The sequence below is a fragment of the Citrobacter sp. Ce104 genome (assembly GCF_030334595.1).
GTDB lineage: Bacteria > Pseudomonadota > Gammaproteobacteria > Enterobacterales > Enterobacteriaceae > Citrobacter > Citrobacter europaeus.
In genome coordinates this window covers 36,478-53,660 of record NZ_JAOWDP010000070.1, presented here as the reverse complement: position 1 = coordinate 53,660, position 17,183 = coordinate 36,478, and the positions used below count along the sequence as shown (strand labels likewise).

Annotated in this window: 16 protein-coding genes; 9 read left to right on the top strand and 7 right to left on the bottom strand. The window is 52.6% G+C overall.

Annotated features, from left to right (window positions below; genetic code table 11):
- Window positions 1-93: 93 nt before the first annotated feature.
- The 5 genes from parC to OGW16_RS25990 all read left to right on the top strand — a co-directional run bounded on the left by parC (window position 94) and on the right by OGW16_RS25990 (window position 8,473).
- Window positions 94-2,352, top strand: coding sequence for a DNA topoisomerase IV subunit A (gene parC / locus OGW16_RS26010; RefSeq protein WP_043017632.1), 2,259 nt, complete (start codon window positions 94-96; stop codon window positions 2,350-2,352).
- A gap of 195 nt (window positions 2,353-2,547) precedes the next feature.
- A complete protein-coding gene (plsC, locus tag OGW16_RS26005; RefSeq protein WP_043017631.1) occupies window positions 2,548-3,285 on the top strand; it encodes a 1-acylglycerol-3-phosphate O-acyltransferase in 738 nt (245 codons plus the stop codon).
- A gap of 71 nt (window positions 3,286-3,356) precedes the next feature.
- Window positions 3,357-4,769, top strand: coding sequence for a cell division protein FtsP (gene ftsP / locus OGW16_RS26000; RefSeq protein WP_286519324.1), 1,413 nt, complete (start codon window positions 3,357-3,359; stop codon window positions 4,767-4,769).
- A 49-nt stretch (window positions 4,770-4,818) separates the two neighbouring features.
- Window positions 4,819-6,210: a hypothetical protein gene (locus tag OGW16_RS25995; RefSeq protein ID WP_286519323.1), complete on the top strand. Its 1,392-nt coding sequence runs from the start codon at window positions 4,819-4,821 to the stop codon at window positions 6,208-6,210.
- A 91-nt stretch (window positions 6,211-6,301) separates the two neighbouring features.
- Entirely contained in the window at window positions 6,302-8,473 is a 2,172-nt protein-coding gene (locus OGW16_RS25990; RefSeq protein WP_003024532.1) for a YgiQ family radical SAM protein, read from the top strand.
- Window positions 8,474-8,576: 103 nt separating this feature from the next.
- Here the strand turns inward: OGW16_RS25990 and OGW16_RS25985 are convergent, their stop codons facing one another.
- Window positions 8,577-9,032, bottom strand: coding sequence for an HIT family protein (locus tag OGW16_RS25985; protein ID WP_008785817.1), 456 nt, complete (start codon window positions 9,030-9,032; stop codon window positions 8,577-8,579).
- 88 nt (window positions 9,033-9,120) lie between these two features.
- On the opposite strand from OGW16_RS25985, the gene OGW16_RS25980 reads away from it, so the two are divergent.
- Window positions 9,121-9,549, top strand: a complete 429-nt coding sequence (locus tag OGW16_RS25980) for a carboxypeptidase-like regulatory domain-containing protein (protein ID WP_087051195.1) — start codon at window positions 9,121-9,123, stop codon at window positions 9,547-9,549.
- A 34-nt stretch (window positions 9,550-9,583) separates the two neighbouring features.
- Here OGW16_RS25980 and dkgA read toward each other — a convergent pair whose 3' ends face one another.
- Both dkgA and yqhD read right to left on the bottom strand, forming a co-directional pair.
- Entirely contained in the window at window positions 9,584-10,411 is an 828-nt protein-coding gene (dkgA, locus tag OGW16_RS25975; protein ID WP_080626092.1) for a 2,5-didehydrogluconate reductase DkgA, read from the bottom strand.
- A gap of 102 nt (window positions 10,412-10,513) precedes the next feature.
- Window positions 10,514-11,677 (bottom strand): alcohol dehydrogenase, encoded by a 1,164-nt coding sequence (gene yqhD / locus OGW16_RS25970; RefSeq protein WP_043017625.1) that lies wholly within the window; start codon window positions 11,675-11,677, stop codon window positions 10,514-10,516.
- A gap of 193 nt (window positions 11,678-11,870) precedes the next feature.
- Between yqhD and OGW16_RS25965 the strand changes: the two genes are divergently transcribed.
- Window positions 11,871-12,770, top strand: a complete 900-nt coding sequence (locus OGW16_RS25965; protein ID WP_140389834.1) for an AraC family transcriptional regulator — start codon at window positions 11,871-11,873, stop codon at window positions 12,768-12,770.
- An 89-nt stretch (window positions 12,771-12,859) separates the two neighbouring features.
- On the opposite strand, the gene yghB is transcribed toward OGW16_RS25965, so the two are convergent.
- Window positions 12,860-13,519 (bottom strand): DedA family general envelope maintenance protein YghB, encoded by a 660-nt coding sequence (gene yghB / locus OGW16_RS25960; protein ID WP_043017623.1) that lies wholly within the window; start codon window positions 13,517-13,519, stop codon window positions 12,860-12,862.
- 131 nt (window positions 13,520-13,650) lie between these two features.
- Window positions 13,651-14,838: a cystathionine beta-lyase gene (gene metC, locus OGW16_RS25955; protein WP_286519321.1), complete on the bottom strand. Its 1,188-nt coding sequence runs from the start codon at window positions 14,836-14,838 to the stop codon at window positions 13,651-13,653.
- Between the two features lie 250 nt (window positions 14,839-15,088).
- On the opposite strand from metC, the gene exbB reads away from it, so the two are divergent.
- Together exbB and exbD are read left to right on the top strand one after the other, a co-directional pair.
- On the top strand, window positions 15,089-15,823 hold the full coding sequence (gene exbB, locus OGW16_RS25950; protein WP_043017622.1) for a tol-pal system-associated acyl-CoA thioesterase: 735 nt from the start codon (window positions 15,089-15,091) through the stop codon (window positions 15,821-15,823).
- A gap of 6 nt (window positions 15,824-15,829) precedes the next feature.
- On the top strand, window positions 15,830-16,255 hold the full coding sequence (gene exbD, locus OGW16_RS25945; protein WP_016154501.1) for a TonB system transport protein ExbD: 426 nt from the start codon (window positions 15,830-15,832) through the stop codon (window positions 16,253-16,255).
- Window positions 16,256-16,325: 70 nt separating this feature from the next.
- Here exbD and OGW16_RS25940 read toward each other — a convergent pair whose 3' ends face one another.
- Together OGW16_RS25940 and OGW16_RS25935 are read right to left on the bottom strand one after the other, a co-directional pair.
- A complete protein-coding gene (locus OGW16_RS25940; protein ID WP_043017621.1) occupies window positions 16,326-16,733 on the bottom strand; it encodes a hypothetical protein in 408 nt (135 codons plus the stop codon).
- 1 nt (window position 16,734) lies between these two features.
- Window positions 16,735-17,139: a hypothetical protein gene (locus OGW16_RS25935; RefSeq protein ID WP_286519319.1), complete on the bottom strand. Its 405-nt coding sequence runs from the start codon at window positions 17,137-17,139 to the stop codon at window positions 16,735-16,737.
- Between the last annotated feature and the right edge of the window lie 44 nt (window positions 17,140-17,183).

Below are 17,183 nucleotides of genomic sequence, written 5' to 3'. Positions count from 1 at the left end.
CCTTTTCTTTGTGACTCAACACGCCAGATAGGGTAGTATCTGCGGCAATATTGCCCTTTCATTGAGGGGTATAAAGTTGAGGAACCACGATTAATGAGCGATATGGCAGAGCGCCTGGCGCTGCATGAATTCACGGAAAACGCTTACCTGAACTACTCCATGTACGTCATCATGGACAGGGCGTTGCCGTTTATTGGCGATGGTTTGAAACCCGTTCAGCGTCGCATCGTGTACGCGATGTCCGAACTGGGGCTGAATGCCAGCGCCAAATTTAAAAAATCCGCCCGTACCGTCGGTGACGTGCTGGGTAAATACCATCCACACGGCGACAGCGCTTGTTATGAAGCGATGGTGCTGATGGCGCAGCCGTTCTCTTACCGTTATCCGCTGGTTGACGGGCAGGGGAACTGGGGGGCGCCAGACGATCCGAAATCCTTCGCGGCGATGCGTTATACCGAATCCCGCCTGTCTAAATATGCGGAAGTCCTGCTGGGTGAACTCGGTCAGGGAACGTCAGACTGGGTGCCAAACTTCGACGGCACCATGCAGGAGCCGAAGATGCTGCCTGCACGTTTGCCCAATATTCTGCTGAATGGTACGACCGGTATTGCCGTGGGTATGGCGACGGACATTCCGCCGCACAACCTGCGTGAAGTGGCAAAAGCAGCGATTACTCTGATTGAGCAGCCGAAAACGACGCTGGATCAGTTGCTGGATATTGTACAGGGGCCGGATTACCCGACCGAAGCAGAGATCATTACCTCGCGTGCGGAGATTCGTAAGATTTACGAAAACGGACGCGGCTCCGTACGTATGCGTGCGGTATGGACGAAAGAAGACGGCGCAGTGGTGATTTCCGCGCTGCCGCATCAGGTTTCCGGGGCAAAAGTGCTGGAGCAGATCGCCGCTCAAATGCGCAATAAAAAGCTGCCGATGGTAGACGACCTGCGCGACGAATCGGATCACGAAAACCCGACCCGTCTGGTGATTGTCCCGCGCTCTAATCGCGTAGATATGGAGCAGGTGATGAACCACCTGTTTGCCACTACCGATCTGGAAAAAAGCTACCGCATCAACCTGAACATGATCGGTCTTGATGGGCGTCCGGCGGTGAAAAACCTGCTGGAGATCCTCACCGAATGGCTGGCGTTCCGCCGTGATACCGTGCGTCGTCGCCTGAACTATCGTCTGGAAAAAGTGCTTAAACGCCTGCACATCCTTGAAGGTTTGCTGGTGGCGTTCCTCAACATTGACGAAGTGATCGAAATCATTCGTCATGAAGATGAACCTAAGCCCGAGCTGATGTCGCGGTTTGGTATTTCTGAAACCCAGGCTGAAGCCATCCTTGAGCTGAAATTGCGCCACCTTGCCAAACTCGAAGAGATGAAAATCCGCGGTGAGCAGGATGAACTGGCGAAAGAGCGCGATCAGCTGCAGGGCATTCTGGCTTCCGAGCGTAAAATGAGTAACCTGCTGAAGAAAGAACTGCAGGCTGACGCCGAGGCCTATGGCGACGATCGTCGCTCTCCGCTGACAGAGCGTGAAGAAGCGAAGGCGATGAGCGAGCACGACATGCTGCCGTCAGAGCCGGTGACCATTGTGTTGTCCCAGAGTGGCTGGGTGCGTAGTGCGAAAGGCCACGACATCGATGCGCCAGGATTAAGCTATAAAGCGGGCGACAGCTTTAAGTCGGCAGTGAAGGGTAAGAGCAACCAGCCGGTGGTGTTCGTTGACTCGACCGGGCGCAGCTATGCCATCGACCCGATTACGCTGCCGTCGGCGCGTGGCCAGGGCGAACCATTGACCGGTAAGCTCACTCTGCCGCCGGGTGCGACGGTTGAGCACATGCTGATGGAAGGCGACGATCAGAAACTGCTGATGGCTTCCGATGCGGGCTACGGTTTTGTCTGCACCTTCAATGACCTGGTAGCACGTAACCGTGCTGGTAAGGCATTGATTACACTGCCAGAAAATGCGCGCGTGATGCAGCCAGTGGTGATTGAAGATGAAACCGATATGCTGCTGGCCATCACCCAGGCTGGTCGCATGTTGATGTTCCCGGTAAGCGATTTGCCGCAGTTGTCGAAAGGCAAAGGGAACAAGATTATCAATATCCCTTCAGCGGAAGCGGCGAAAGGCGAAGATGGCCTGGCGAAGCTCTACGTGCTGCCGCCACAAAGCACGCTGACCATCCACGTCGGTAAGCGCAAAATTAAACTGCGTCCTGAAGAGTTGCAGAAAGTAACCGGCGAGCGTGGCCGTCGCGGGACGCTAATGCGTGGTCTGCAGCGTATCGACAGCATTGATATTGACTCGCCTCGACGCGCCAGTCACGGCGACAGCGAAGAATAACGCTACCGTCCGGCTCTCTCTGTTTTAGCCCAGGGAGAGCCAACGTTAAAAATTCCCGTGAAACCGTTGTTTATTCGTGCGTTGCGATTAACAATACGCTTTTCCAGAGAGCCGCCCTTAACAAAGCCCTAACCTGATACTGCATGATGAATCAGGTGACGTAAAATGCCAGGCTCTTAGGCCTTAGAGGTTGTTATGCTATATATTTTTCGTTTAATCATTACTGTTATTTACTGCATTCTGGTCTGTATTTTCGGTTGTATATACTGTCTGTTCAGCCCACGAAATCCAAAACACGTCGCAACGTTCGGTCATATGTTTGGCCGCCTGGCTCCCCTTTATGGCCTGAAGGTCGAGTGCCGCATGCCGGCAGACGCGCAGAACTATGGTAATGCTATCTATATTTGTAACCATCAGAACAACTATGACATGGTTACCGCGGCGAATATCGTTCAGCCGCCGACGGTGACGGTAGGTAAAAAAAGCCTGCTGTGGATCCCGTTCTTCGGGCAGTTGTACTGGTTAACCGGCAACCTGCTGATTGACAGAAACAACCGCGCAAAAGCGCACAGCACCATTGCAGCCGTGGTGAACCATTTCAAAAAACGTCGCATTTCTATCTGGATGTTCCCGGAAGGAACGCGTAGCCGTGGTCGCGGTTTGCTGCCGTTTAAAACCGGTGCGTTTCATGCGGCGATTGCGGCGGGCGTCCCGGTCATTCCAGTGTGCGTTTCAACAACCTCGAACAAGATAAAACTCAACCGACTCAATAATGGTCTGGCGATTGTAGAGATGCTGCCGCCGGTGGATATTAGCCACTTTGGGAAAGATCAGGTTCGTGAACTGGCAGCGCATTGCCGTACGCTGATGGAACAAAAAATCGCAGAACTCGATAAAGAAGTTGCTGAGCGGGAAGCCGCCGGTAAGGTTTAATCCGCGCAATTCGGGTTTTTTACAGGAAAAGATTTCCTGCGTGTTAATCGCCAGTTTTTCATGGAGTTTATATGTCATTCAGTCGGCGTCAGTTCATTCAGGCATCGGGGATCGCACTGTGTGCAGGTGCTGTTCCGCTGAAGGCTAATGCTGCCGGTCAGCAACAACCGTTACCCGTGCCTCCGCTGCTGGAGTCCCGTCGGGGGCAGCCGCTATTTATGACGCTGCAACGTGCGCACTGGTCCTTTACGCAAGGCACGCGCGCGCCTGTCTGGGGGGTTAATGGCCGCTACCTGGGACCGACGATCCGCGTCTGGAAAGGGGATGACGTCAAGCTTATCTACAGCAACCGTTTGACTGAAAATGTCTCGATGACCGTCGCCGGACTACAGGTGCCTGGCCCGCTGATGGGCGGCCCGGCACGCATGATGTCTCCTAATGCGGACTGGGCGCCAGTGCTACCGATTCGCCAGAGTGCCGCCACGCTGTGGTACCACGCCAATACGCCAAATCGTACCGCCCAGCAGGTTTACAACGGTCTTGCCGGGATGTGGCTGGTTGAAGATGAAGTGAGTAAGTCACTGTCTATTCCAAACCACTATGGCGTGGATGATTTTCCGATCATTATCCAGGACAAGCGCCTGGACAACTTTGGTACGCCGGAATACAGCGAGCCCGGTAGCGGTGGTTTTGTTGGCGATACGTTACTGGTCAACGGGGCGCAAAGCCCGTATGTCGAAGTCTCCCGCGGCTGGGTGCGTTTGCGCTTGCTGAACGCGTCAAACTCGCGTCGTTACCAGCTGCAAATGAGCGATGGCCGTCCGCTGCATGTGATTTCCAGCGATCAGGGTTTTTTACCTGCGCCGGTTTCGGTGAAGCAGCTCTCGCTGGCACCGGGCGAGCGCCGTGAGATTCTGGTGGATATGACAAACGGAAATGAGGTCTCTATCACCTGCGGTGAGGCGGCCAGCATTGTCGACAGGATCCGCGGATTCTTTGAGCCTTCCAGTATTCTCATCTCCACGCTGGTACTGACGTTGCGCCCGACAGGTCTTCTGCCACTGGTGACTGATAGCCTGCCAATGCGCCTGCTGCCAACTGAAATCCTCAGCGGTTCGCCGATTCGCAGCCGTGATATCAGCCTGGATGACGATCCAGGCATTAACGGTCAACTGTGGGACGTCAACCGTATGGATATTACCGCCCAGCAGGGCTCCTGGGAGCGCTGGACGGTAAGGGCGGATATGCCTCAGTCTTTCCATATTGAAGGCGTCTCGTTCCTGATCCGTAATGTGAATGGCGCGATGCCGTTCCCGGAAGACAGAGGCTGGAAAGATACCGTCTGGGTCGACGGTCAGGTTGAATTACTGGTTTACTACGGGCAACCGTCATGGGCGCATTTCCCGTTCTACTTTAACAGCCAGACGCTGGAAATGGCGGACCGGGGATCTATCGGACAAATGTTGGTGAATCCGGCGCCGTAGCTAATTTATTGATATCGCATGGATTCGTTTTATTGCAAAGGATGCAACGATGATTAGTTTTACCTGGTATGACCTTATTGTATTTTTTTTGATGATGGCGATGCCTGTAATAGCAGGCATCGCTATTTTGGTGTTGATTTGCTCCAGTTTTAAAAATCTCACCAGTCGTCATATCCTGCTATGGCTGGTATTACCACAGTGCGTCGCTTTGCTATTGCTGTGGGGCGTTTTTACTTTTTATGGCGACGAATTAAACTCGCGTATTCTTTTGATCGTTTCCCCTGCGATACTTGCTGGAATATTGGCTTTTTGGTTGCTGTACAAAGGAAAAACACTGCTCGGTTCTTCGGTTGGCGGCCATCTTGTCGCCATAGCCATTTTTTTCGTATGTCAGAATCAACTGGAGCCGCAGCTTTATGTAGATTTCCAGCGCGCGCGAGACATTAATCAACTCTATACGCTGCATCAGGCCAGTGATAGCTTTAAAAACCAGTTAAGCGATCCCGCTTTCCGTCAGAAAATGCTTTCTTATTCGGCATATGAACAAGATATGCCGGAGTCAACGTTCAGGATTTTAATCGCCAGTGGGGCTAATCCTTTTGATAACGCGGGCTACCCTTATGTATCGCCACTGACCCAGGCGGTTAATAGCCAGAATAAGACCGCGCTGAAGGTTTTCAGTGAATTATTGTCAGGTGATTCCGAACAGGCTGCTCGCAATCGGGAAGCGCTGATGGAGGATAACCCATTAAGCAATAATGTTTATTTCTCTGCTATACCAACGACCGAACAAAAACAGCGCTATTTTGCAATGGCAACGGTCTTATTACGCCACATGCCATCGTTATTAAATGATGAGGTTTACCGCAGGATACTCAAAGAAGGCGATGCTGAACTGACGCAGTTTCTGTGGAATCATCGTCAACCGATAAAGCGGATGTACCAGCTCCAGGCCAGAGCGTTGTCAGGAGATGTCACGATCGCGGATGATATTGCCGCTACGCCCGCTATCCTGAAGGCGGAAACCGACTCCGACTATCGCGACCAGCTTTTGAAGTATTTGGTGGAGTATGCGCCGCGTCCGGTGATTCAGGCCATTCTGGACAAAGACGTCGTACAATGGACGGATTTTGACGACCGCGATGGGAACAATAAGGTGCTGGAAGAGGCCATCGACCGTGCGAGGGGCTACAGTAATGGAGATCCGCAAGTCCTTACCCTTGTTATTCGCGACATACTGGAGCGTAAAGCGCCTTACTCTGATAACCAACTGGCGCACGGTTTTTACACTGAAGATAAGGGATCGCAGGTCGTGAGCGCGCTACATGCAGGAGGGATTTCTTGTACGGAACTTCGCGATGCTTTCAGGCAGTATATTGGCGAGTCTTCTGTTTTTGATGGCAAAGCGCGAATAGACGAAGTTTGCGGTGCGGGAAAATAATGCTTCAGCGCTCATAATCTTTCGATCTCTATTGCATTCCGGCTTATAATCCCCGGCCTTTGATTATTTTTTTACCATTTTTGGAAGCACTATGAGCGCAATATCCCTGATCCAGCCGGACAGAGACCTTTTCTCCTGGCCGCAGTACTGGGCTGCCTGTTTTGGCCCGGCACCGTTTTTGCCGATGTCACGTGACGAAATGGACCAACTTGGCTGGGATAGCTGCGACATCATTCTGGTTACCGGCGATGCATACGTCGACCATCCCAGCTTTGGCATGGCAATTTGCGGCCGTATGCTGGAAGCGCAGGGCTTTCGCGTTGGGATTATCGCCCAGCCGGAGTGGAACAACAAAGACGATTTTATGCGTTTGGGTAAACCGAACCTGTTCTTTGGTGTGACCGCAGGCAACATGGATTCGATGATCAACCGTTATACCGCCGATCGCCGACTGCGCCATGACGATGCTTACACGCCAGACAACGTGGCAGGCAAACGCCCGGACCGCGCCACGCTGGTTTATACCCAGCGCTGTAAGGAAGCATGGAAAGATGTGCCGGTTATTCTCGGCGGCATTGAGGCCAGCCTGCGCCGTACCGCGCACTATGACTACTGGTCTGATACCGTTCGTCGCTCCGTTCTGGTGGATTCCAAAGCCGACATGCTGATGTTCGGCAACGGCGAACGTCCGCTGGTGGAAGTGGCACATCGTCTGGCGATGGGTGAAACTATCGATCAGATCCGCGACGTGCGTAACACCGCGATTATGGTTAAAGAAGCGCTGCCGGGCTGGAGTGGGGTGGACTCCACGCGTCTCGACACGCCGGGCAAGATTGACCCGATTCCACATCCGTACGGCGAAGATTTGCCGTGTGCCGACAACAAACCTGTCGCCCCGAAAAAACAGGAAGCGAAAGCGGTAACCGTACAGCCGCCACGACCGAAACCGTGGGAAAAAACCTACGTGCTGCTGCCGTCCTTCGAAAAAGTGAAGGGCGACAAAGTGCTGTATGCGCATGCGTCGCGTATCCTGCACCACGAAACCAACCCAGGCTGCGCGCGCGCGCTGATGCAAAAGCATGGCGATCGCTACATCTGGATCAACCCGCCAGCCATTCCGCTCTCTACCGAAGAGATGGACAGCGTCTTTGCGCTGCCTTACAAGCGCGTGCCGCATCCGGCGTATGGCGACAGCCGTATTCCGGCCTATGAGATGATCCGCTTCTCGATCAACATTATGCGTGGCTGCTTTGGCGGCTGTTCGTTCTGTTCGATCACCGAGCACGAAGGCCGCATCATCCAGAGCCGCTCTGAAGACTCGATCATCAATGAAATCGAAGCCATTCGCGACACCGTTCCGGGCTTTACCGGCGTGATTTCCGATCTCGGTGGCCCAACGGCGAACATGTATATGCTGCGCTGTAAGTCACCGCGTGCGGAGCAGACCTGCCGTCGTCTGTCATGCGTCTATCCGGATATTTGTCCGCATATGGATACCAACCACGAACCGACGATTAACCTTTATCGCCGTGCGCGTGATTTGAAAGGTATTAAAAAGATCCTCATCGCTTCCGGTGTACGCTATGACATCGCGGTTGAAGATCCGCGTTATATCAAAGAGCTGGCGACCCATCACGTTGGCGGCTATCTGAAGATTGCGCCAGAGCATACTGAAGAAGGCCCGCTGTCGAAGATGATGAAGCCGGGGATGGGCAGCTACGATCGCTTTAAGGAATTGTTCGATACCTACTCTAAACAGGCGGGTAAAGAACAGTACCTGATCCCGTACTTTATTTCCGCGCACCCGGGTACGCGTGACGAGGATATGGTGAATCTGGCGCTGTGGCTGAAACAACGTCGTTTCCGCCTCGATCAGGTGCAGAACTTCTACCCATCGCCGCTGGCGAACTCCACAACCATGTATTACACCGGGAAAAACCCGCTGGGTAAAATTGGTTATAAGAGTGAAGACGTGGTGGTGCCGAAAGGTGATAAGCAGCGTCGTCTGCATAAAGCCCTGCTGCGTTACCACGATCCAGCCAACTGGCCGTTAATCCGCCAGGCGCTGGAAGATATGGGTAAAAAGCATCTGATCGGTGGTCGTCGCGAATGTCTGGTTCCGGCGCCTACGCTGGAAGAGATGCGCGAAGCACGTCGTCAGAACCGTCATACTCGTCCGGCGTTGACTAAACATACGCCAGTGGCGCATCAGCGCCAGACGCCTGCCGCGAACAAAAAACGTGGGAAAGTGGCGGGGCGCTAATCCGTCCTGCCTGGTAGTGAAATACTTATCAGGCCTACGAATAGCACGATTTTGTAGGCCGGGTAAGTGGCTTGCGCCGCCATCCAGTAGAGAGACTCAGTACTTACGCCTCACGAATTCTGGCCGCTAATGCGGCCAGTTTTGCATCATCCGCCCGTTCATGATCGTGTGACGACAGATACCCTTCATACTGCTCGAAAAATTTGTTCTGCCGCGCTTCAATCGGTTTCCAGTGGGTTAAATCGCCAGTACCGTGCATGGGGCTTAATTTACTGTGCACATGGTCTACGCCGAAACCTTCGAAAAACATCCCCGTACGGCTGACGTCCGGGAAAGCCTTATCCAGTTTCTTAGCCACTTTTTGGGTTGCCAGCATCAGGTCAGCCAACGCCTGCGGCGGCATATCGAAGGCATAGCTGGGGTAATGCTTTTTCGGGATCACCACGGTAAAACCGTCGGTGTTCGGGAAAATCGACAGAAAAGCCAGGTGATGCTCGTCTTCCCAGACCTTATGGCAGGGCGCTTTGCCTTCAACAATTTGACAGAAAATACAGGTCATTGCGGTGACTCTTCCAGGGGATGATGGACTCAGAGTATCATTCGCTCCTGGAAAACGTAAATGGACTTAATTCAAAGTGAGAGCAAGGATGGCTAAGTGGATAAGGTCAGCAGTGCTGCTGACGGTGATACTACAAAGCGGTTGTGTGGCACATCATCAGACGCAGCCCGCGGTGGATGGGCGACTGACAAATAGCGCTGGACAACCCGTTCAGGGTGCGGAAATTACCTTAAACAGTAACGCATCTCCAGTCAGTACCGTGTCCGATCGAGATGGTTTTTTTTCCTTTCCCGATAAGTACGAATGGACATTCTTTCTGCCAATTGGCCCCATGGACTGGATTTATCGCTCCGCGCTGCATATTTCCGCTGAAGGGGATTCGTACGAGGTTGAACTGGGCGGTCGTTTGGGCGGGGTGCATGCGGCAGATGGCGAGGCTTATCGCGTGACATGTTCCTTGCCGGATGCGTCGCATTCGATACCAAAAGCGGGGATTTGCCAGCCTGGTAGTGAGTAAGCCCGGACATCTGGCGCCGGGCTTAAAGGGGGAGTTAACCGCCGAACTGGTCCGGGTCTGGTCCCAGACGTTTGCCCTGATCGAGTTTCGCGATTTCGCCTAATTCATCTTTATCCAGGCGGAAGTCCCAGACGTTAAAGTTTTCTGCGATACGCGCAGGGGTGACCGATTTCGGAATCACCACCAGCCCGCTATCCAGGTGCCAGCGGATGACAATCTGCGCCGGTGTTTTGCCATATTTCTCAGCGAGGTCACGGATGATCTTTTGATCAAAGACGTCCTGCCCGCCCTGCGCCAGCGGGCTCCAGGATTCGGTCTGGATTTTATGTGTGGCGTTCCAGGCATGAAGCTGGCGCTGTTGCATCAGCGGATGAAGTTCTATCTGGTTAATCACCGGAGGTACGCCGGTTTCATCCATCAGCCGCTGGAGATGGTTGATCTGAAAGTTGCACACGCCGATGCTTTTAATCAGACCTTCTTTTTGCAGGTCGATCATGTTTTCCCACGCTTCAACGTAGTGATCGATCGCCGGAACCGGCCAGTGCATCAGGTACAGATCGAGGTAATCAACCTGGAGTTTTTCCATGCTTTCGAGCAAGGCTTCCCGGGGACGTTTTTGGTCATCATTCCACAGCTTGGTGGTGATGAATAACTCGTCCCGTGGTATGCCAGCATCGCGTATTGCTTTGCCGACACCTTCTTCGTTTTTGTACGCCGCAGCGGTATCAATTGAGCGATACCCCACTTCCAGCGCTTTATGAATGGCGGTAATGACTTCTTCGTTGCTTGCCTTCCAGACCCCCAGGCCCAGTTGCGGCATGACGTTACCATCCTGTAGTTTGATCATGGTTGGAGTGGTCATAATTCCCCCCTGAATAACTGTCACCGGAACATACTCCGGTGACATGGTGTGACTTAAGCCTGGTATAAATACCCAAAAACGAAAGGCGGAGGTCAAAAAACCTTAGCGAGCCGCTTCGTAAATCCGACGGCTGACCTCAAGCGTAATGTCCTGATGTTCGCCCAGTTTCGTACCGCCATGCGCTTGCAGTTTTTCCAGCAACGCCGGGATGGAGCTACCGTCCAGGCCGTAGTCAGACAGGCGAGTCGGTACGCCCATTTGCTCGAAGAAAGCGCGAGTTGCGGCAATAGCGGCGTCAATGCGCTGGTCATCATCACCTTCGGTGATATTCCAGATACGCTCTGCGTATTGCAGCAGTTTGGCGCGTTTGGTGTCGCGTTTTTCATTCCACAGCGCTGGCAGAACGATGGCCAATGTTTGAGCATGATCCAGACCGTGCATTGCGGTCAGCTCATGGCCCAGCATATGTGTTGCCCAGTCCTGCGGTACGCCTGCGCCAATCAGGCCGTTCAGCGCCTGGGTCGCCGCCCACATGACGTTCGCACGCACGTTGTAGTTTTCCGGCTCCTGCAATGCTTTCGGGCCTTCTTCTATTAGCGTCAGCAGAATGCCTTCGGCAAAGCGATCCTGAATTTTCCCGTCTACCGGATAAGTCACATACTGCTCAACGGTATGCACAAAGGCATCCACGACGCCGTTCGCAACCTGACGCGGCGGCAGGGTATAGGTGTAAACCGGATCCAGCACGGCAAATACCGGCTGCACAAACGGGGTCATAAAGGCCAGCTTATCGCCGGTGGTTTTACGCGAAATTACCGCACCGGAGTTAGATTCAGAGCCGGTTGCAGGCAGGGTTAATACTGAGCCCATCGGGATAGCGCTTGTTACGTCGTTACCGTGGGTTTCCAGAATGCGCCATGGATCGATACCGTCAGCGTACTGTGCCGCTGCCGCGATAAATTTGGTGCCATCCAGCACAGAACCCCCGCCTACAGCCAGCAGGAACGTCACTTTTTCATCACGCACGATTTTTACTGCGTTCATCAGCGTTTCATAAGACGGGTTCGGCTCAATACCGCCAAACTCCAGCACATCCAGGCCTTTCAGCGCATCCTGAACCTGTGCCAGAACGCCGGTTTTTTTCACGCTGCCGCCGCCGTAGGTAATCAGTACGCGAGCATCCTGAGGGATTTGATCGCGCAGCTCAGCGATAGCGCCTTTACCAAACAAAATACGGGTTGGGGTATGGAGATTAAAGTTGTTCATTGCTCGTTCCCTTATGTGGGTAAAAAAAGAGGGCAGGAGGTGTCTGCCGGATGATGAACATTGTGGTCGCCCGCCGCGTTGCTCTCAATGCTCATTTCTGCCGATGTCTTGCCCATTTCTACAGACTGCTGGAGAAAACGGATAAATCTGCGCATTATGTCAGGGTCGAAAACCGATGATGAAATGGTGCTCCATGAACCGTGATGAGATCTGCCTTCTGCTGACAGATAAAATTAAACAGCTGAAAAACAATGAAAATAAACTCAGTGAATTGCTGCCAGATGTCCGCCTGCTGCACGGCACGGAGCCAGCGGCCCGTACGCCGGTCATGTATCAGCCAGGCATCATATTTCTCTTTTCGGGACATAAAATTGGTTACATCAATGAGCGTGTATTTCGTTATGACGCCAACGAATACCTGCTGCTAACCGTTCCTTTACCCTTTGAATGTGAAACGCATGCGACACCGGAGGTTCCCCTGGCCGGTATCTACCTGAATGTTGATATTCTGCAGTTGCAGGAGCTGTTGATGGACATCGGGGAAGATGAGCTCTTCCAGCCCGCTATGGCGGCCAGCGGGATCAACTCCGCGACGCTCTCTGACGAAATTCTTTGCGCCGCTGAGCGCCTGCTGGATGTGATGGAGCGACCGCTGGATGCACGTATTCTGGGGAAACAGATTATTCGCGAGATCCTCTACCATGTGCTGACCGGGCCGCGTGGCGGCGCGTTACTGGCGCTGGTCAGCCGTCAGACGCATTTCAGTTTGATAAGCCGGGTGCTGAAGCGGATTGAAACCAAATACACCGAAAACCTCAATGTAGAACAGCTGGCGGCAGAAGCGAACATGAGCGTGTCGGCGTTTCATCATAATTTTAAAGCGGTAACCAGCACGTCGCCGCTGCAATATCTGAAGAGCTACCGTCTGCATAAAGCACGGATGATGATGATCCACGATGGAATGAAGGCCAGTGCGGCTGCCATGCGCGTCGGCTATGAGAGCGCATCGCAATTTAGCCGGGAGTTCAAACGTTTCTTTGGTGTAACGCCTGGGGAAGATGCGGCCAGAATTCGAATGATGCAGGGGAGTTGATTTCATGTTGGCCTGACAGTTACTCCGCAGGCCTTAAAGCTGTGCGCCATCAGGCGAAATGCCGGAGATTATCCGGCCTCGGATGCGGCTCAGGCGCTACAATATTTTTTTTTAATTACCACGAACAGCGTTCCCAACAGACCTGCGGTTAACAGGGCAACCGGCAGGATCATTAAAAAGGTCATCACCTGATCTTCATGACGTTTGACGAACGGGATCATGCTCAGTGCATAGCCAAAGCTGGTGACGACGGTCACCCACAGCAGACCGCTCAGCCAGTTAAAAAACTGGAACCGACGGTTTGGAAGGCCAGAAATTCCCGCCATTGTTGGCAGCAAGGTGCGAACAAACGCCAGGAAGCGTCCTGCCAGCAGCGCCATCAGTCCGTGTTGGTCAAACATGCAGGTGGCGCGCTGATGGTATTTTTCAGGCAATTGCGCCAGCCAGCCTTTTACCGTCCGCGTGTTGCCCAGCCAGCGTCCCTGAATGTAGCTTAGCCAGCAGCCCAGACTGGCGGCGGCAGTCAGAATAGCTATGGTAGGTAAAAAACTCATCACGTCCTGAGCGATCAGCGCCCCTGCCAGCAATAACAGGCTGTCTCCGGGTAAAAAGGAGGCGGGTAGCAGACCATTTTCTAAAAACAGTGTGGCGAACATGACGAAGTAAACCACGCTCACAACGTGCGGATCCGCCAGCGCGGCAAAATCGTGTTGCCAGAGCGCGGAGACAATATCTTGAATGACTACCATGGACTTTCCTGTGGAACAGCGTTTATGTGTGGATTGTACTCCTGAATTGTCCGGGATGCCTTGATCCCGGACGCAACAATTGCAGACTTTTCCACCAGAAGTGTCTGCATATATGTCCATCTGTGGCAATTTTACTCGATTCGGGCAAATCCTGCGGCCAAATCGGCAATCAGATCGTCAACATTCTCTAAACCAATATGCAAACGGATGAGCGTTCCGCTGAAGTCCACCTCACCTTGCGGACGGATAGCGGCAATGTGTTCCGGCTGGTTAGCGAGGATCAGCGATTCAAAACCACCCCAGGAGTAGGCCATGCTGAACAGGCTGAAGTGATCCAAATATGCGGCAAGCTCCTCATGATTGAGTTTCTTATTCAATACAAAGGAGAACAGGCCGCTGCTGCCGGAGAAATCACGCTTCCAGAATTCGTGACCTTTACTGCCGGGCAGCGCCGGGTGATTCACGCGGGCGACCTGCGGATGGCTGGCCAGCCACTCGGCGACCTTTACGCTGCTTTCATGGTGCGTACGCAGGCGAACGCTCAGCGTACGCAGTCCACGGCTGGTCATATAGGCGGTATCGGCGTCCAGCATTTGCCCCATCAGATAGGCATTTTCGCGCAGTTGATCCCAGCAGCGGGCATTAGATACCGCCGTGCCGACCATGCCGTCGGAATGACCAATCAGATATTTGGTACCTGCCTGAATAGAAATATCGATACCAAAATCCAGCGCTTTGAACAGCACCCCGGCAGCCCAGGTGTTATCAATCATGATGATAGCATCCGGCGCGACGTGTCTGACGGCGGCAACAATAGCTGGAACATCATGCACTTCCATAGTGACAGAGCCGGGAGATTCCAGAAATACGACTTTCGTGTTCGGCTGAATGTGCTTCACTATACCGGCGCCAACCAGCGGATCGAACCAGCCGGTGGACACGCCGAGCTTGCCGAGAATTTTGGTGCAGAAATCCTGGCTGGGTTCATAGGCGGTGTTGGTCATTAGCACATGATCCCCTTGCTCTACAAAGGCGAGGATTGTGTTGGCAACGGCCGCTGCGCCGCAGGGGAACAAGGCGCAACCTGCACCGCCTTCCAGTTCGCACATCGCTTCCTGCAGGGAGAAATGCGTCAGGGTTCCGCGACGGCCATAGAAAAGCCCACCGTTAGCCCGGTTATGCGTAGCCTGCTTTTTGGCCTCGACGGTGTCAAACACCAGCGAAGAAGCGCGCTGGATCACGCTATTTACCGAGCCCAGCGTGTACTTTTTACTGCGTCCTGCGTGGACGAGTTTGGTTTCAAGTTGTTTATCTGCCATGTTGTCTGACCTGTTTTTATACGTCTGGATGTCTAAACTACCATGAATCAAAGGTGACGCATCCTGCGGAACGGTCATACAGTAGAAAATAATCTCAAAATGCTTCTGGTGACTTTTTTACTGCGTAAGCGCAAGGAAAAGAAACCAAAGGTGCGGCAATATGTAAATAGTAATGAGAACGACTATCAATTCGACGTCTTTTTGATATCATTACGCTCAGATTTTGTGATTTGCGTCCTGGAGATACAGAGTGGGTAATAATTTGATGCAGACGGATCTTTCCGTCTGGGGTATGTATCAGCACGCCGATATCGTGGTTAAGTGCGTGATGATTGGGCTGATTTTGGCGTCAGTGGTCACCTGGGCTATCTTCTTTAGTAAGAGCCTTGAGTTCTTTACTCAGAAACGCCGCCTTAAGCGTGAGCAGCAACTGCTGGCGGAAGCCCGCTCTTTAGATAGGGCAAGTGAGATTGCCGCAGGATTCGATGGCAAAAGCCTGGGCGCACAGTTGGTTTATGAAGCGCAGAACGAACTGGAACTGTCAGAAGGCAGCGACGACAACGAAGGTATCAAAGAGCGTACCGGCTTCCGTCTGGAGCGTCGTGTGGCGGCGGTAGGCCGTCATATGGGTCGCGGTAACGGATACCTGGCCACTATCGGGGCTATCTCTCCATTCGTGGGTCTGTTTGGTACCGTATGGGGTATCATGAATAGCTTCATCGGGATCGCACAAACCCAAACGACCAACCTGGCCGTTGTTGCGCCGGGTATCGCAGAAGCGCTATTAGCGACCGCGATCGGTCTGGTCGCGGCAATTCCTGCGGTCGTTATCTACAACATTTTCGCACGTCAGATTGGCAGCTATAAAGCGATGCTGGGCGATGTCGCGGCACAGGTGCTGTTGCTGCAAAGTCGCGATCTGGACCTGAATGCTAGCGCTTCTGCGCATCCAGTACGTGCTGCGCAGAAATTACGTGTAGGATGATGTTCCATGGCAATGAGCTTTAATGAAAACCTGGACGATAACGGTGAAATGCATGAAATCAACGTGACGCCGTTTATCGACGTTATGTTGGTTTTATTGATCATCTTTATGGTAGCCGCGCCGTTGGCAACGGTGGATGTGAAAGTGAATCTCCCTGCTTCCACCAGTACCCCGCAGCCGCGTCCGGAAAAACCGGTTTATCTGTCGGTAAAAGCCGATAAGAGTATGTTTATCGGCAATAATCAGGTGACGGACGACACCATGATTAGCGAATTAAATACGCTGACCGATGGGAAGAAAGACACTACGATTTTCTTCCGTGCGGATAAAACCGTCGATTATGAAACCATGATGAAAGTGATGGATACGCTGCATCAGGCGGGTTTCCTGAAAATTGGTCTGGTCGGTGAAGAGACCGTAAAAGCGAAGTAATCCTCGTTGCCGGGTAATGGTTGTCGCCTTACCCGGCCTGCAGCTCCTGTTCCAGCTCCTCCGCACGCCCTTATCTGTTCTCATCCAGTGCGACAGTCGTTATCCTGGTGGGTTCGTAGTTCCCCTCAGACAGTTTACGCGTCAGGCGTAAGGTGGCCGTTTCTCGCTTGAGTATATGCTGGTAAGTACTCTCCAGTCGGGCCATGATTTTGTCCCGCAGTTCTGGTTGCTGCTCCATAATGGCTTCAATCGCGGCGCCGTAGATCTCTTCCTTAGCCTGTAGTGCATAAATTTCACGGCGATTTTGCCATTTCATACGCACCAGTGCGGCAGGTATAGAAACTATTTCCTGGGCCACGCTTTCCAGCGTCGCGTTTTTATTGGCAATCAGCACGGCTAAATTTTGCTTTAAGACAAACTCATCGCTTTTATGGTCATCTAAAGCCAAATAAACATTATTATCCTCAACATCTTTCATTTTATTTCTCTTCCAGAGAATAAAAAATAGGATCGCTGGTTTCGCGGGTAATTAAATTAAGCCAAATTTTATTGCCCTGCTCATTAACGGTGGCTATTTTTGTGGACAAAATTTTACTTAATTCTTGAGCGTTGATGTCACCTTCCGCTTGTAGTGAATTGAGCAGGCGAGTGAATGACTCAATTTTTGCGGCACGAAACAGGCGCTCTTTTAAATGGCGGTCGCACTCTTCAAATAACATATTGCGTGCCTGGCCGGTAGCGGCAGAGCTAATCAAAATATCGGGTTCGTAATCACTTAATGTTCTCTTCCCCTGAGTCAAATTTTCACTATTATCTGCGGGGCTGGTATTGGATGAGGAGCAGGATAAGTGAAAACGCGAGGGAACAAGATGCTCGGGAAGCATGTTGAAATATCCTTTGATGCCAATGAGATGTTGTTTTAATTAAA

Bases quoted from the DNA above. Each gene is read 5' to 3' on its own strand.
- parC (WP_043017632.1), top strand. From the start codon at position 94: ATGAGCGATATGGCAGAGCGCCTGGCGCTGCATGAATTCACGGAAAAC.
- plsC (WP_043017631.1), top strand. From the start codon at position 2,548: ATGCTATATATTTTTCGTTTAATCATTACTGTTATTTACTGCATTCTG.
- ftsP (WP_286519324.1), top strand. From the start codon at position 3,357: ATGTCATTCAGTCGGCGTCAGTTCATTCAGGCATCGGGGATCGCACTG.
- OGW16_RS25995 (WP_286519323.1), top strand. From the start codon at position 4,819: ATGATTAGTTTTACCTGGTATGACCTTATTGTATTTTTTTTGATGATG.
- OGW16_RS25990 (WP_003024532.1), top strand. From the start codon at position 6,302: ATGAGCGCAATATCCCTGATCCAGCCGGACAGAGACCTTTTCTCCTGG.
- OGW16_RS25985 (WP_008785817.1), bottom strand. From the start codon at position 9,032: ATGACCTGTATTTTCTGTCAAATTGTTGAAGGCAAAGCGCCCTGCCAT.
- OGW16_RS25980 (WP_087051195.1), top strand. From the start codon at position 9,121: ATGGCTAAGTGGATAAGGTCAGCAGTGCTGCTGACGGTGATACTACAA.
- dkgA (WP_080626092.1), bottom strand. From the start codon at position 10,411: ATGACCACTCCAACCATGATCAAACTACAGGATGGTAACGTCATGCCG.
- yqhD (WP_043017625.1), bottom strand. From the start codon at position 11,677: ATGAACAACTTTAATCTCCATACCCCAACCCGTATTTTGTTTGGTAAA.
- OGW16_RS25965 (WP_140389834.1), top strand. From the start codon at position 11,871: ATGAACCGTGATGAGATCTGCCTTCTGCTGACAGATAAAATTAAACAG.
- yghB (WP_043017623.1), bottom strand. From the start codon at position 13,519: ATGGTAGTCATTCAAGATATTGTCTCCGCGCTCTGGCAACACGATTTT.
- metC (WP_286519321.1), bottom strand. From the start codon at position 14,838: ATGGCAGATAAACAACTTGAAACCAAACTCGTCCACGCAGGACGCAGT.
- exbD (WP_016154501.1), top strand. From the start codon at position 15,830: ATGGCAATGAGCTTTAATGAAAACCTGGACGATAACGGTGAAATGCAT.
- OGW16_RS25940 (WP_043017621.1), bottom strand. From the start codon at position 16,733: ATGAAAGATGTTGAGGATAATAATGTTTATTTGGCTTTAGATGACCAT.
- OGW16_RS25935 (WP_286519319.1), bottom strand. From the start codon at position 17,139: ATGCTTCCCGAGCATCTTGTTCCCTCGCGTTTTCACTTATCCTGCTCC.